Below are 14,121 nucleotides of genomic sequence, written 5' to 3'. Positions count from 1 at the left end.
CCACCGCGTGGAACACAGGGGAGGGGTCCTTGTCCTGCCACCCGTACGACGTACTGGCGGCCCAGCGCCTGCTGCCGGTGCTGCGCAACGCCGACGCCGACGAAGCCGTACGCGACACCCGCGCCCTGCTCGCCGCCGGCTGCCGGGCCGTGGAACTGACCACCTCCACCCCCGGCTGGGCCGAGGCCCTCACCCGTACGGTCCCGCTCGCGGACGCCCACGGCCGCCCCGCCCTCATCGGCGTCGGCACCGTCACCACGGCCGCGCAGGCCGAGACCGCCCTGGACGCGGGCGCCGCCTTCCTGATCTCCCCGTACCCGGCCCCCGAGGTGCGCGCACGTGCGGCCGCCCGCGGAGCCGTCTTCGTCGAGGGCGGGTTCACCCCCGGCGAGATCGCCGCCGCCGTCCGCTCCTCGGGCGCCGCCAAGGTGTTCCCGGCCCATGTGGGCGGTCCGGGGTTCATCCGCTCCCTCAAGGCCGTCCTCCCCGGCGCGGTGATCATCCCCACCGGCGGGATCCGGCCCGCGGAAGTCGCCGACTGGATCGCCGCCGGAGCCAGCGCCGTCGGCATCGGCTCCGGCCTCCCCGCCGACCCGGGAGAGCTGGCCGCCCTGTTCGCCGGATCGGCCGGGCCGTGCGGCGAGCGCTGCGCGGACTGCGGGACGGGAGAGGCCGGGTGAGCGGCCCCCAGGTTTACGACGTCCTCGTGCTCGGGGAGGTGCTCGTGGAGATCCACGCCGGCACGCCCCTGCGGAGCGCGGCGGACGGCACCCCGGCCCGCATCTCCTACTCCGGGGACGCCCTCAACGCGGCCGCAGCGGCGGCCGCCGCCGGGGCCCGGACCGCGCTGCTGGCCGTGGTCGGCGACGACGAGCTCAGCGTGCCCCTGCTGCGGCGGGCCGCCGACCTGGGCGTCGACGTCTCCCACGTACGCCGCGCCCCGCGCCCCAACGGTGCCTACCTGCTCTCCGCCGACCCGGACGGCGAACGCGAGTTCGTCTACTGGCGCACCGGCAGCGCCGGTTCCACCCTCGCACCCGAGCACGTCGAGTCCTGGCGGGGGCTGCTCACCGGCTGCCGGGCGCTCGTCACCAGCGGCATCACCGGCGCCCTGTCACCCACCAGCCGCGCGGCCGTACTCGCCGCCGCCCGCCTGGTGCACGGGGCCGGCGGGCACCTCTCCTACGACCCCAACTTCCGCCCCCGGCTGACCGGCCGGGCCGAGGCCCGCGAGCTCCTCGCCCGGATCGCCCCCCTGACCGGGCTGCTGAAGACCTCCTGCCCGGCCGACGCACTGGCGCTGGTCGACACCGAGGACCCCGGGACGGCCGCCGCACGCTACCGCGCCCTCGGCGCCCGTGCGGTCGCCGTCACCGCGGGCGCCCGCCGGCTGCTGCTCGACGACGGAACCACCGCCCGCCACCACCCCGTACCGCCCGCCCCGGCTCCGGTCGACGCGACCGGAGCCGGTGACTGCTTCACCGGGACCGCCACCGCCCGCCTCGCCCTCGGCGACACCCTCGCGGACGCGGTGGCGTACGGCATCGCCGCCGCGTCCCTCTCCGTCGCCGGCCGGGGAGGCACCGGGCGGGTGCCCGCCTTCACGGAGACGGCGGAGCTGGCCGCTAGGACGGGCGGGCCTCCAGCGCCGAGATCTCCTCGGCCGTGAGGCGCAGGGCCCCCGCGGCGACGTTCTCCACCAGGTGGTCCGGGTTCCCGGTGCCGGGGATCGCCAGTACGTGCGGGCCCCGGTGCAGGGTCCACGCCAGCCGCAGCTGGGCGACGGACACGCCGCGTGCCGCGGCGGCGGCGCGCAGGCGCTCGCCCTCGTCCGCCACCGACCCGGCCTCCTTGCCCGCGCCCGCGATGGCGTAGAAGGGGACGAAGGCGATGCCCTCCCTGCCGCACAGGTCGACGAGGGCGTGGTCCTCGGCCGGCGAATCGATTCCGTACGGGTTCTGCACGCACACGACCGGCGCGATGGACCGGGCCTCCGCCAGGTGGTGGGCGCGCACGTTGGAGATCCCGAGGTGCCTGACGAGCCCTGCCGTGCGCAGGTCGGCCAGCGCCCCGAAGTGCTCGGCGAGCGAGGACTCGGACGCGGAGCCCGGGAGGCGCAGGTTGACCAGGTCGAGATGGTCCCGGCCCAGCTGGCGCAGGTTCTCCTCCACCTGCCCGCGCAGCTGCTCCGGCGTGGCCCAGTGGAAGGCGCCGGACGGATCGCGTCCGGGACCGACCTTGGTGGCGATGACGAGCCCGTCGGCGTAGGGGCCGAGGGCCCGGTTGATCAGCTCGTTGGCGGAGCGGAGGCTGGAGAAGTAGAACGAGGCGGTGTCGATGTGGTCGACACCGAGCTCGACGGCGAGACGCAGCACGCGGATCGCGCGGTCGCGGTCGCCCGCGGGCGCGTCGGCCCGGAGCGCGGCACCGTCCTGCGTCAGCCGCATCGCGCCGAAGCCGATCCGGTTGACGGTCAGGTCGCCGAGCCGCCAGGTGCCCGCGGCATCCGCGGTGATCATGTCAGTAATCATCGTGAGACCGTACCGGTCCGGGTTCGGCGACCCACCCGGCGGCCAGGACCAGCCGCGACGCGCGGTGCACGGCCAGGAACCCGAAGGGCCGGTCGTACCGGACGTCCACCCGCCGTACCCGGTACCTCAGCCGCGGCGGGGCGCACCCCGCGGCCGCCGCGACCGCGGTGACGGCGGCGGCCTCGAAGCCCCTCGCGTGGAACCGGGCCAGCGCCGACTGCCGGGCCGCCTCGACGGCCAGCGGCTCCGGGCCGACGCCGGGGAAGTGCCCGCGGCTCTCGTCGCTCGCCGTCCTCAGCCCGAACAGCCCGGCGTGGGCGAGGAGATCGTGCTCGGCGCGCACCTCGAAGGCGACCGTCCGGACGGTCAGCAGGTGTTCGGGATCCGTGGACCGCACGGTCCCGACGGTCAGCCCCGGCCCGGCGGCCCCCTCGGGCAGCAGGCTCGCGCCCGTCGACGGCAGGGCCCCGGTGACCGCGTCGATCCCGGTGGCCAGCACCGCCCCGGGGGTGGCTTCCGGCTCCCCCAGCACGAGGTGGACGTCCACCCCCGTGCTGCCGACCACGTCGAGCACGGTGACCGCGCCCCGCGGCCCCCGGGCCACCGACACGCGGTCCAGCAGGGCGGTGGTGCGGTACAGCACGGGCAGTTCGCGCCCGGCCCACGGGCCCGCGTCGGGGACGTGGGGGTACTCGGTGAACGGCCGTATCCACCGCAGCCGCAGCGTCAGCGCCGACGCCAGGACCAGCAGGGTGTCCTCGGTGACCGGCACCGGCATGCGCTCGATCAGCCCGCCGGTGCGCTCCGCCGCCCAGGCGTCCAGCGCCTTGCGGTCGCGGGCCGCGTCCCCCGTCAGGGCGCCCCGGGTACCGGGCGGGAGCCGCTCCGACCAGCGCTCCTCCAGCGGGAATCCCGCCGCGGTCCACAGCCCCGTCGCCGCCTGGAGCCCCCGTACGCCGTCCAGCGCGGCGAGCAGTTCGCGCGCGGCCCCCGCCGCGGACCCGGCGCCGATGCCGAGGGCCTCGGCCAGTTCCTCGCGCGCCGCTCCGCCCGCGCCGTCCGCCAGCAGCGCCAGCAGCGGCCAGACGCCGGCCGCGGTGAACACCGTGCCCCCGCCGTCGGCCGTGTCCTGCGCGGCCCACCGCCGCGTGAGGCGGTTGACCGCCCGTACCGTCGAGATCCTCATGCGGGGGAGGGTACGTGGAGGACGCCGCCGGGCCGGGTCCATTTTCCGCGGCCCGGCGGCGCCGGTCAGTGGCCGCGCAGCCCGCGGTCGACGGCGCTCATCAGCTCGCCGTCCGCGGTGTCCGCGTCCAGCGACCAGAACATCGCTCCGCCCAGGCCGTGTTCGCGGATGTAGGCCGTCTTGGCGCGCAGCACCTGCGGGTCGTCGTACGTCCACAGGGTGCTGCCGTCGAACAGCCAGGCGTGCCCGCCGCGCCGGTCCCGGTAGACCTCGTACGCGCCCGAATCGGCCAGCTTCTTCAGCGCCTTGTAGTCCTCGTACCCCGCCGACCAGGTGGCCGGCGCGGGACCGGTCGCGGGCTGCCCCATGCCGTCCCCGCCGCCGCTCACGCCCGTCCAGCCCTGCCCGTAGAACGGCATGCCCGTCACCAGCTTGCGCGCGGGCGCCCCGCGCCGCCGCCACGCCTCCACGGTGCCGTCGACGCTGAAGTCGCCCCGGGCGTACAGCGCGGACTGCTGGGCGGTGCGCGGCTCACCGGACACGTGGAAGTCGTAACCCTGGAGGGTCACGAAGTCCAGGTCGCGCATGATCCGGGGGACGTCGAAGCCCGCGTCGATCTTGGCGGGGGCGGTGGGGACGAAGGCCGTCAGTTCGTACGCCGGCTTCCGCTCGCGGCTGCGGGCGTACGCGTCGAGCTGCGTACGGAACTCCCTGACGAGCGCGGCGAAGTTCGCCTTGTCCTCGGGGCGGTACGTGGTGTCGGTGTCCCCGGCCGAGCCCGGCCACTCCCAGTCGAGGTCGATGCCGTCGAACACCCCGGCGGCCGAGCCCGCCCCGCCACGGGTGCCGTCCTGCGGGAGGTTGCCCTTGATGTACAGGTCGATGCAGGACTCGACGAGGGCCTTGCGGGAGGCCGGGGTGAGCGCGGCGTCCGAGAAGTGCGTGGACCAGCTCCAACCGCCCAGCGAGATCAGCACCTTGAGACCGGGGTGCTTCGCCTTGAGCTCGCGCAACTGGTTGAAGTTGCCCGCGAGCGGCTGCTCCCAGGTGTCGGCGACACCGTCGACGGAGTTCGCCGCGTCGAGCGGGCGCACGTAGTCGGCCCAGGCGTCCGCCTCACCCGGCACGTTCCCGGTGAAGCACTTGCCGTCCGGACCGATGTTGCCGAAGGCGTAGTTGATGTGGGTGAGCTTCCCGGCGGAGCCGTTCGCCTCCAGGTCCTGGACCTGGAAGTCCCGCCCGTAGACCCCCCATTGGGTGAAGTAGCCGACCTTCCTGTACGGGCGGTCGTGCCCGCCGTCGGCCTGCGCCGCGGCGTCGGCGGGCGCGAGGGCGGTCAGCAGGGAGAGGGAGCAGACGGCGACGGCCAGCCTGCCGAGCGTGCTGCGGCGCATGGGCTTCCTTTGCGGAGGCGGGGAACCGAGGGGTGTGCGCGTGCGCTGTGCATGCCGGAAACTATTGGTCTGGACCAGAGTGCGTCAAGGGTGGGACGGGGATCGCTGCGCCAGACTCCACTGGCCGACGTCATCGGCGAGCCCGCCGTTCAACGCGAACTGCACCGCGGCCGGGCCCGCGTCCTGAGGCAGCCGGAAGGTCACGAACCCCTCGGCCGTGCCGCCGGGGTCCAGCCTGACGGTGCGGGGGAAGGAAGGCCCGGCGGCCGTGGGGACATCGGTCCCCTCGAACCGACGGCCCTCGGAGTCCAGCAGGTGGGCGGAGGCGGCGGGGGAGTCCTCGTAGCGGGCGCTCCCGGTGTTCTCCAGCCGGAACCGCACGGCCACCAGCCGCTCGTCGACCCGGGCGTCCCCGGAAACGGCCGCGACCACGGTCGCGGGAGCCGCCGGATCGACCACCCGCACGAGGGTGACGTCGAGCCGCTCGCCGCTCCCCGGCCCGCCGAGCGAAACGGTCTCCCCGGAACCGCCGGGCCCGCCCTCGACCCCGACCAGCGCGCCGACGACGAGCACGAGGGCACCCGCCCCCACCCCGAGCCGTCCCCGTCCCCGTCTCCTGTAGGTGAGGCAACCCCCGGATCCGCTGGTCACCCTGCCTACGATCCTCCCCGACGCCGGCCCGCGCCACCGGCGGTCGTCCCGGGAGGTGGACATTCGCCAAATCCATTGGATCTCCGGAGCGGTCCGTGCCATGGTTGGTCTCGCCGAAGGGGTGTAGCTCAGCTGGTCAGAGCGCCGGTCTCCAAAACCGGATGCCGCAGGTTCGAATCCTGCCACCCCTGCCAACGACCACGCCCGGGCCGGACTTCTGTCCGTCCGGGCCTTCGCCGTCAACTCCCCGCGCGGCCCGGGTGGCCAGGCCGCGGCCGGTGGCCGCGGGGTGCGGCCAGTAGCCGAGCTCGCGCCCCCTCTCCGGACTCCCCTCGCGGCGGAACAGCCAGCAGGCGCCGACAGCGGCCCCGTTCGCCACGACCGCGTAGGCATCGCCCCCTGGCAACCGGCGGCGGCAAAGGGATGTGCCGGGGCAGCGGCATCCCGCGATCCTCCCGGCGTCGGCAGACGACTTCGCCGGGCCGGTCCGTCAGCCGCCGGACGGTGTCGTCGCCTCCGGTGCCGGGTTGCGGGCGAGCCACTGCCCGTACGCCCGGATCATCCCCCGGTTCCGCAGGGTGTCGAGGAGGAGGGCCAGACGCGCGGAGGCCCCCGGACGCGGTGCGCGGCCGCGGGCGATACGGCTCATGTGCGCCCGTACGACGGCCAGCACGGCCGCGCTGGCCATGTCCCTGTCCCGCCAGTCGAGGCGCACCGCGGCGACCTCGACGTCCTCGCCCTCCTGCCACCGCGCCGGCAGGTCGGGGCGCAGCGCGAGGGCGGTGGCCAGTCCGACCATCGCGAACCCGCTCGCCAGCACCCGCTCGGCGGACGCGCGCCGTCCGATGCCGCCCGTCAGCATCAGCGGCATGGGCGCGGACGCGACCAGCCGCTCGGCGATGGCGAGGAAGTACGCCTCCCTGCCGAGCTTCGTGTCGTCGGCCGTGCGGCCCATGGTCGCGGCGCTCTCCATGCTGCCGCCGGAGAGCTCCACGAGGTCCACTTCGTGGTCCTTGAGTGAGGCGAGGACCTCTTCCACCTCGTCTACGTCGAAGCCGCCGCGCTGGAAATCCGCCGTATTGATCTTGATTCCGACGGCGAAGGACGGGGACACCGCGGCGCGGACGGCGCGCACCACCTCCAGGAGCAGCCGGGACCGGTTCTCCAGGCTGCCGCCCCACTGGTCCGTACGGCGGTTGACCAGGGGGGAGAGGAACTGGCTCAGCAGGTAGCCGTGGGCCGCGTGGACCTGGACGCCGTGGAAGCCGCTCTCCTCCGCGAGCCGTGCCGTCGTGGCGAACCGGCTGATGGTGGCCCGGATGTCCGCTTCGGTCATGGCCGTGGGCCGGGCGAAGAGACTCGTGTGCCTGCCGAGGCTGACGCCGATGTCCGACGGCGCCCAGGCGACCCCCGGCAGGTCGGAGCGGACCTGCCGGCCGGGGTGGTTGATCTGCATCCACACCTGGGCGCCCCCCGAGCCGGCCGCGGCGGCCCAGCGGCGGAAGGGGGCCAGGTCGGTCTCCGCGTCCAGCACGATCGTGCCCGGAGAGGTCAGGGCCCGCCGGTCCACCATCACGTTCCCCGTGATGATCAGTCCGCTGCCGCCGCGCGCCCAGCTGCGGTAGAGCGCCTCTATCTCCGGGCCGGGCAGCTGCCCGGGCTGGCGGGCGAGGCTTTCCTCCATGGCTGCCTTCGCGATCCGGTTCGCGATGCGGGTGCCGTTCCGCAGGACGAGAGGTGTGGACAGGTGCATGGAGGGTTCCCCTCAGGGTGTCGTCGTGTGAAGTCGTGGAGTCAGGCCCGTGCCGTGGACTGCCGTGTCATCCGCACCCGCGGGGAGTACAGCATGGCTGCGGACAGGCCGACGAGGTCGTCGGAGTCCTCGGTGGAACCGACCGTCCAGCGGTGCTCCGGCGTGACCGCGGGCGCGGAACAGCCCTTCCGGATCACCGCGTGGGCAATCACCGAGGCATCGGCCTCGCCGCGGGCCCGGGCGCCGTCGGAGTGCTCGGCCAGGGCGAGCGCGTACGCCTCCGAGCCGGTCGAGCGGTCGAACCAGGGCGTCAGCCGCAGTAACGCGTCGAAGATGTCCCGCTCCCGCTGCATGAGGCGGCGCTCCACGGGCTGCCACCACGGCATGGGCGGCGGACTCGTACGGGGGATCTCCGGGCGGATCTCCAGCCACAGGGGCCGCAGCCGCCGTAAGCGGAGAAGGGCCCGCCACCGGGAGCCGACGCCTTGTCCGATGGGCGGGAGGAGGAAACCGCAGGCGGTCAGCAAGGCGCTCACACAGGCCAGGAGGACGGCGACGTCGGTGCTGAGCCGGTCCCAGTCGCGGCCGAGCCAGCGGGCCACGATCGCGGTGTACTTCAGGAGGTCGTACGAGAACGCGCCCGCCGCGCCCGCGGAGATCAGCAGCAGCCCCGCCTTCAGCGTGCCGGGCACCTGCCCGGACCAGCGCCGGCAGAGGACCAGCGTGGTGACGGCCGCCACGGTGTGCGCCGTCAGGTAGAGCAGGATCATCTCGCGGATCCAGGGGGTGCGGGCGTAGTACGTGTCCAGGTCGCGGGTCCGCTCGACCGGTGCGTCGCCCAGCGCGAACAGGGTGCAGATGGCCACGATCACGACGGCGTAGGCCGCCAGGCACCGCCGGGTCCGGCGCACGGTGACCCGCGGATCGTCGTCACCCCGCCAGCGGATCAGCAGCACGATGCTGATGCCGTCGAACGCCGTCAGGAGCGAGTACACGAGGGGCGCCGCGATGTTCGGCACGCCGAGCGCCGCGTTGACGGCCGTCAGACTCGGCGGAGCGGCGGTCACGAACAGCAGCGAGGCGACGAGGAGGGTCGCCGTGACGGCCCTCAGAAGCGGATCCCGGGGGTTCTTGCGCAGCGCCCAGAGTTTGACGGCGGAAGCGGAGACCAGGCCGGCGGTCGCCCACACGAAGGCCGTACCCGCGCTCATCAGCTGCTCTTCGAGGGGGCGGCGCCGACCGGGAGGCCGGAGCGGCGGATGCTGGAGAACTGGATACTCAGCCGCGCGAGGCTGTCCGTACCGGATACGCGGGCGGGAGCCGCGGCGTTGGTCTCGACGGCGACGGCCGTCTGCGCGGACGCCTGCGTCTCGTCGACAGCGTCGACTTCGTCGATCCCGCCCGTCGCGTCGATTCCGCTCGTCACGTCGATCCCGCCCGTCGCGTCGATCCCGCTCGTCGCGTCGATCCCGCCCGTCCCCTCGGCCCCCTCCATCCCCTCGATCGCGACGGTCTCCGCGGCGAGCAGGGCCGCGTGGATCGTGGCCGCCTCGGCGAAGAGGAGGGCGTCCTCCGGCGCACGGCCCTGCGAGGAGGCGTACCGCTCGGCCGCCTCGCGGTGGCCGACGTCCAGGTGGGGCGCCAGATTGAGCAGACGGTCGGAGATCTCGGTGGACCTGGCCATGGCCCGGATCTCGGGCGACGAGGTGGGACCGATCCGCATCGGCTTCCCGGGCCCCGCGAACGGTTCGAGCGCACGCCAGAGGGGCTCCATCGCCCGGTAGGCCCGCCAGGACACCCACATCGACCCCAGCCGCGGCCCGACGACGGGCACCAGGAACCCGACCGCGGTCATGCCCGCGCCCAGCCCCGCGAGGGGAGGCGCGATGTCGGTGCTGAGCGAGTCCCATGTGTCCGTACCGGCCCAGCGGGCGCCGACGGCCAGGAACTTGACCAGGGAGAACGACAGGGTGAGGCCGAAGGCGGCCACCAGGATGAGCAGGCCCCAATGGGTCCACGCGGCCTGGAGTTCCCGCAGTTCACGCGCCCACCGCCAGCACTTCGCCGCCACGACGAGACTCGTGGCGGTGTGCGCCGTCAGATAGAGGACGATCATCTCGCGCGCGTACGGGGTGGTCGCGTAGAACGTGTCGAAGTCGCGCTGCTGCTCGATGGGCACGTGGCTGAGCGAGAAGAGCACGCAGAACGTCGCGATCACCGCGGTGGTCGCCACGATCCACATCCTGGTGTGCCGTCGGACGGTCTCCTCGGGCCCCCCGCGCCAGTGCATGAGGAGCACCAGCGAGCCGCACGACAGGCACGACAGGATGCAGTAGACGATGAGCGCCGAGATGTTCGGGACGCCGGTGATCCGGTTGACCCGCGCGATCGTCGGCGGAGCACCGAACACGAAGCCCGAGGCCGAGGACACGAGGATGACGAAGATCGACTTCGACATCGGTGAGTGCCAAGTACTCCACAACGAGGGCCCCTTCACCACCAGGGCGACCGCCAGGACGGCGGCGGGTATGTAGTAATCCGATCCGGTCACGCTCAGTAGCCTCTGCCCATGCTGGACTGGATCCGGCCTGCCAGACCGGTGATCGGCACGGCACCGCCGCCTTGCAGGTGCTCCCGCAGCCGGGCTCCGAGTTGCAGCCCGAACTCCTCCGCGTCGCTCTCCTCCTCGGTGCGGACGTGACTCCTCGCGGCCAGGGCGACGAGCTCGTCGCCGGCCAGTTCACCCCCGAGGGAGCGGGCGGCAGCCGTACCGACGGCGCTGTGCGTCCCGTGGGAGAGGCACTCGCCCTTCAGGGCGTGCCACATCTCGTGGGCGAAGATCACGAACTGGTGGAGCGCGCTCGTACGGCGCTCGACGACGATCACGAGCCGGTCGTCGAACCGCGCGGTGAGGCCGCTGGCCGTATCCTCGGGAAACTCGCGGAAGCACAGGAGGACCGGGCGGTACGGGAGATCGCCGCGGTCCTCGTTGAGGCGCCGCTCGACGTCCGCCCGCAACACCGCGAACAGACGGTCCGGATCCGAGGGGATCGGCCTGGCGAGACCCGCGATGACCTCGTCGCAGAACCTCGCGATCCTGCGCTCGGCAGCCCGCCGGGCCAGGTGCCTCCTCGGCGCCGTGAGCAGGCCCCGGGGGGGCGCCGGCCGGCGGAGGGCCGCGAGTATCCCCTGGCGAAAGCCGGCCGTGTGCCGCTCGTTCATGCGAATGCCCCCACTCTGCGTTCCCTCCGATGGGTGGTGAAGCCGCGGCCAGCCGTGCCGCTTCCTGCGCTGCTCGCGCTTGCTGTGACTGAAGTTCAGGCCAGTCGCCTGCGTACCCGCGCCACGTGTCCGCGGTCCGTGTCCCGCGCGCCCCGGGCGGCCCCGCCCCCGGGCCGCCCCCGGGCCGCCCCCGGGCCGCGCCGCGCCCGGTGTCAGGAGCCGGAGCTCTCCCGCGCGATCGCGTCCACGAAGGCCATCAGCGCCGTCTCCAGGTTCGGCGGCAGCTCCCTGTTGCCGAGACGGAGCTGGATCTGCATCGCGTGACGGTTGCGCACGGCCTCGGAAGGATTCTTGAGGAACGCGGTGAGGTCCGGGATGACCGTCCGCTCCAGGACTCGCTTCAGGGCCTCGGGCGGAGTGTGCGTGAAGTACTCCATCGGGACGTCGAAGAACTTGGCCAGACCTGCTCCGTGCCAGATGTTCGGCGTGCTCCGGTTCAGCAACTTGCCGTGCCACTGCGGCGTCATCCCGCTGCCGGCGGCGATCTCGGCGGTCGTGTACTGGCGCCGGCCGCCCGTGTTCCCGTCCACGGTCAGGCGCGTTTCCCTGAGGAACATGATGCGGCGGGCGAGCTCGGCCGATCCGCTCGCGGGAGCTTCGACGACCTCGCCGTCGAGGAGGCGCCGGATGTCGGCCTCGGGGAGGGAGGTGTGGAAGGAGAGGTCCCGCAGGTTGAAGACCGAAGCGCGGTCGAGCTTCGACTCCGCTTGGAGGGCCTCGACTTCTCTGATGGTCTCAGCGAGCTGCTCGTACGCGTCGCTCATCGACCCTCCAGACAGGATGGAAGGGAACGTGTGGCCCGGACAAGTCCGCGACCTGTTCCGGCCACTAGATCACGGAAACGCTCGGACCCGCAAAGAAACGACCGTTTCGTGAGACGCGCGGTGGACGCTTGAACAGGGCCGTTCGAGGCGCTGGAAGCCTTCTCACCGACGCACCCGGCCCCAGCGGCACCCTCAACCCCATCTGTAATCAGCCAGGATGGGGGGAGGAGACACCGCCACGACAGCGTTCTGGACCGGCGGCGTCGGCAAGGGGAGGGAAGCCGGCCATGGCCTGGCTGAACGTGGCCGGACAGGCCGGACAGGCCGGACAGGCCGGTCGGTCCGGTCGGTCCGGGCGGCTGGGTGCGGGTGGTCAGTCCGGGGTGCGGGTGGACGACGGACGCGGGCCGGCCGGGGTCAGGACGGCGGCGGCGAGGTGGTCGCGGAACCAGCGGTGCGCCGGGTCCGCGGAGTTGCGGGGGTGCCAGGCCATCCCGAGGTCCAGGGGCTCCAGGTCCAGGGGGATGGGGAACGTCCGCAGGCCCATGGCGGCGATGGTGTCGGGCAGCCAGTCGACCAGGCCGAGCGCGACGAGGTCCGTCTCCCGCGCGAGCATCATCGCGCTCGTGTGGCTGGGCACGACCACCGCGGTGCGGCGGCGCAGGCCGAGCTCCGCGAGGGCCGTGTCGATGGGACCGCTGCGTTTGCCGAGGCGGGAGATGCCGATGTGGTCGGCTTCGGCGAAGCGGCGGGCGTCGATCCGGCCGTCGGTCCGCCCCGCGAAGAGGGGGTGACCACTGCGGGCGATCCCGACCACGGGCATCCGGGTGAGCCGGCGGGTCCGGATCTCGGGGTCCAGGTGTCCCAGAACGCCCAGTTCGACGTCGACCCAGCCCTGCCGCAACCCGGGGCCGCCCTCCACCGCCTCCGGCAGGAAGACGACGTCCACCTGAGGGGCCTCCGCGTGGATCCGCTCGGTCAGGGTCCCGGCCACGCCCACCAGCAGCAGGTCGGCGGCCTGCACCGTGAAGGTGCGCTGGAGCCGGGCGGCGTCGAACCCCGCGCCGGGGCGCAGCACGTTGTCGCAACCGCGCAGCAGCGCACCGACCTCCTCGCGGAGTTCGTCGGCACGCGGGGTCGGGACCAGACCCTGGCCGGCGCGGACCAGCAGGGGGTCGCCGACGGTGCGGCGGAGCCGGGCCAGGGTACGGCTGACTGCGGCGGGCGAGGTGCCGAGGCGCTCGGCGGCGCGGGTCACGCTGTTCTCCTGGAGCAGGGCGTCCAGGACGCGCAGAAGGTTGAGATCCATCGACGAGCACTCCTGAACTGCAGTTTTCCGTCTGAAGCAATGATTGGGTGCCAATCTTTGCATTGCTGTGCCGACTACCGGCACCGGAGAGTGGAGGGGCCCGCGAAGCCGCGCGGCGTTCCCGCTTCACCCCCGTGCAAGGAGCCCCTGTGCAGCAGCAGTCCCCCCGTACCGGCCGGGAAGGCGACGTACTCGCCGTCGTCAGTCAGAGCGGACCGACGGTCTCGTTCTTCGACGCCGCGTCAGACCTCCGGCTCGGCGAGGTGCAGGTCCCCGCCGAACCGCACGAGTTGTGCTACGACCCCACGCAACGCCTGCTGTGGTGCACGCTCACGTACCACTCGGGCTACTACCACGCGAACGGCGGCCGCCGCACCGAACTGGCCGTCATCGACCCCGACAGCCGCCGCATCGTCGAGATCGTCGACCTCGCCCCCGAACACGGGCCGCACGGGCTCGCGCTGGACACCGCGCGCGGGCGGCTCTACGTCAGCGTGGAAGGCGGGGAGGACCGGCCCGGCGGCGTCGTGGTCGTCGACACCGGGACCCGCCGGCCCCTGGGCAGGATCGACACGGACGCTCCGGGCCCGCACTGGTTCGCGATCGACCCGGCGGGGCGCACGGGCTACGCCACCAACAAGGAGGCGCCCTTCGTGTCCGTCGTGGACCTCGAACGCGGCGTCCTCACCGCGAAGGTCGAGGTGCCGGGCAGCGAGGGGCTCGCCGTCTCCGCCGACGGCGCCCACGCCTTCGTCGCGGCGCCGTACGGCAACTTCTCCGGCAGCGCCGGGGACCGGCCGGCCGCCGGCATCCGCGTCATCGACCCCCGCACGGCCACCGTCGTCGACACCCTCCCCACGGAGAACGTCATCCTGCCGGTGCACCTGACGTCTACGGGCAGGCTCCTCGCCGGCGAGCTGCGCATGACCGCCGAGCCGGGCGCGCACCTCGGACGCCACGCACCGGGCCGCCTCACCGTGTTCTGCGCCGACACCCGCAAGCACCTGGGCGAGGTCGAGGTCGGGCTCTTCCCCCTGACCATCACCTCGTCGCCAGACGGCAGGCTCGGCTACGTGTCCTGCGTCGTCTCCTCCACCGTCGACATCGTCGACTTGGAGTCGCTGGAGCGCCTGGCCCGCCTGGACATCGCCAAACTCGGCGAAGCCGGCGCCCACGGCCTGGCGTACGTCCCGCACAGCGGGTGACCCTCGGGGGCGGGCCCGGCAGCCGACCGCATGAGCCGCAGGCCAG

13 protein-coding genes, 1 tRNA gene and 1 pseudogene are annotated in these 14,121 nt (G+C 73.5%); 4 read left to right on the top strand and 11 right to left on the bottom strand.

Translation table 11 applies throughout. From position 1 onward, the window contains the following. Window positions 1–29 precede the first annotated feature (29 nt). Together ACZ6Y1_RS00770 and ACZ6Y1_RS00765 are read left to right on the top strand one after the other, a co-directional pair. Window positions 30–680 carry a bifunctional 4-hydroxy-2-oxoglutarate aldolase/2-dehydro-3-deoxy-phosphogluconate aldolase gene (locus tag ACZ6Y1_RS00770; protein ID WP_469620290.1) on the top strand — a complete coding sequence of 217 codons (651 nt, stop codon included), beginning with the start codon at window positions 30–32 and terminating at the stop codon, window positions 678–680. Beyond that, window positions 677–1,669 (top strand): PfkB family carbohydrate kinase, encoded by a 993-nt coding sequence (locus tag ACZ6Y1_RS00765; RefSeq protein WP_469620287.1) that lies wholly within the window; start codon window positions 677–679, stop codon window positions 1,667–1,669. Before ACZ6Y1_RS00770 ends, ACZ6Y1_RS00765 begins: the two co-directional genes overlap by 4 nt. Here ACZ6Y1_RS00765 and ACZ6Y1_RS00760 read toward each other — a convergent pair. From ACZ6Y1_RS00760 to ACZ6Y1_RS00745, 4 genes are all read right to left on the bottom strand, one after another. Further along, the gene (locus ACZ6Y1_RS00760; RefSeq protein WP_469620284.1) at window positions 1,626–2,531 is read right to left on the bottom strand and encodes an aldo/keto reductase; all 906 of its coding nucleotides are present in this window, start codon (window positions 2,529–2,531) and stop codon (window positions 1,626–1,628) included. The genes ACZ6Y1_RS00765 and ACZ6Y1_RS00760 overlap by 44 nt on opposite strands. After that, a complete protein-coding gene (locus ACZ6Y1_RS00755) occupies window positions 2,521–3,717 on the bottom strand; it encodes a serpin family protein (RefSeq protein WP_469620282.1) in 1,197 nt (398 codons plus the stop codon). Before ACZ6Y1_RS00755 ends, ACZ6Y1_RS00760 begins: the two co-directional genes overlap by 11 nt. A gap of 65 nt (window positions 3,718–3,782) precedes the next feature. Continuing rightward, window positions 3,783–5,111, bottom strand: coding sequence for a glycoside hydrolase family 18 protein (locus ACZ6Y1_RS00750; protein ID WP_469620280.1), 1,329 nt, complete (start codon window positions 5,109–5,111; stop codon window positions 3,783–3,785). 84 nt (window positions 5,112–5,195) lie between these two features. Continuing rightward, window positions 5,196–5,702, bottom strand: coding sequence for a DUF4352 domain-containing protein (locus tag ACZ6Y1_RS00745; RefSeq protein ID WP_469620276.1), 507 nt, complete (start codon window positions 5,700–5,702; stop codon window positions 5,196–5,198). Between the two features lie 177 nt (window positions 5,703–5,879). On the opposite strand from ACZ6Y1_RS00745, the gene ACZ6Y1_RS00740 reads away from it, so the two are divergent. Further along, window positions 5,880–5,956, top strand: a tRNA-Trp gene (locus ACZ6Y1_RS00740). Window positions 5,957–6,015: 59 nt separating this feature from the next. Here the strand turns inward: ACZ6Y1_RS00740 and ACZ6Y1_RS00735 are convergent. From ACZ6Y1_RS00735 to ACZ6Y1_RS00705, 7 genes and pseudogenes are all read right to left on the bottom strand, one after another. Next, window positions 6,016–6,141: pseudogene (locus ACZ6Y1_RS00735) on the bottom strand (GNAT family N-acetyltransferase); the annotation flags it as partial. A 111-nt stretch (window positions 6,142–6,252) separates the two neighbouring features. Beyond that, window positions 6,253–7,515 carry an NADH:flavin oxidoreductase/NADH oxidase family protein gene (locus ACZ6Y1_RS00730; RefSeq protein ID WP_469620273.1) on the bottom strand — a complete coding sequence of 421 codons (1,263 nt, stop codon included), beginning with the start codon at window positions 7,513–7,515 and terminating at the stop codon, window positions 6,253–6,255. Between the two features lie 41 nt (window positions 7,516–7,556). After that, entirely contained in the window at window positions 7,557–8,726 is a 1,170-nt protein-coding gene (locus ACZ6Y1_RS00725) for an MAB_1171c family putative transporter (protein WP_469620270.1), read from the bottom strand. After that, entirely contained in the window at window positions 8,726–10,066 is a 1,341-nt protein-coding gene (locus ACZ6Y1_RS00720) for an MAB_1171c family putative transporter (protein ID WP_469620267.1), read from the bottom strand. The genes ACZ6Y1_RS00725 and ACZ6Y1_RS00720 overlap by 1 nt, the downstream gene beginning before the upstream one ends. A gap of 2 nt (window positions 10,067–10,068) precedes the next feature. Beyond that, window positions 10,069–10,737, bottom strand: a complete 669-nt coding sequence (locus ACZ6Y1_RS00715; protein WP_469620262.1) for a toxin-antitoxin system, toxin component — start codon at window positions 10,735–10,737, stop codon at window positions 10,069–10,071. A 212-nt stretch (window positions 10,738–10,949) separates the two neighbouring features. Further along, on the bottom strand, window positions 10,950–11,561 hold the full coding sequence (locus tag ACZ6Y1_RS00710) for a hypothetical protein (protein ID WP_469620261.1): 612 nt from the start codon (window positions 11,559–11,561) through the stop codon (window positions 10,950–10,952). Window positions 11,562–11,934: 373 nt separating this feature from the next. Next, window positions 11,935–12,870, bottom strand: a complete 936-nt coding sequence (locus ACZ6Y1_RS00705; protein WP_469620259.1) for a LysR family transcriptional regulator — start codon at window positions 12,868–12,870, stop codon at window positions 11,935–11,937. Between the two features lie 149 nt (window positions 12,871–13,019). Between ACZ6Y1_RS00705 and ACZ6Y1_RS00700 the strand changes: the two genes are divergently transcribed. After that, window positions 13,020–14,075, top strand: a complete 1,056-nt coding sequence (locus tag ACZ6Y1_RS00700) for a YncE family protein (RefSeq protein WP_469620256.1) — start codon at window positions 13,020–13,022, stop codon at window positions 14,073–14,075. The last annotated feature ends 46 nt before the right edge of the window (window positions 14,076–14,121 follow it).

The sequence above is a fragment of the Streptomyces sp. NPDC053432 genome (assembly GCF_055585365.1).
The sequence above is the reverse complement of the archived record's forward strand: the minus strand, read 5'-3'. Positions and strand labels throughout refer to the sequence as shown.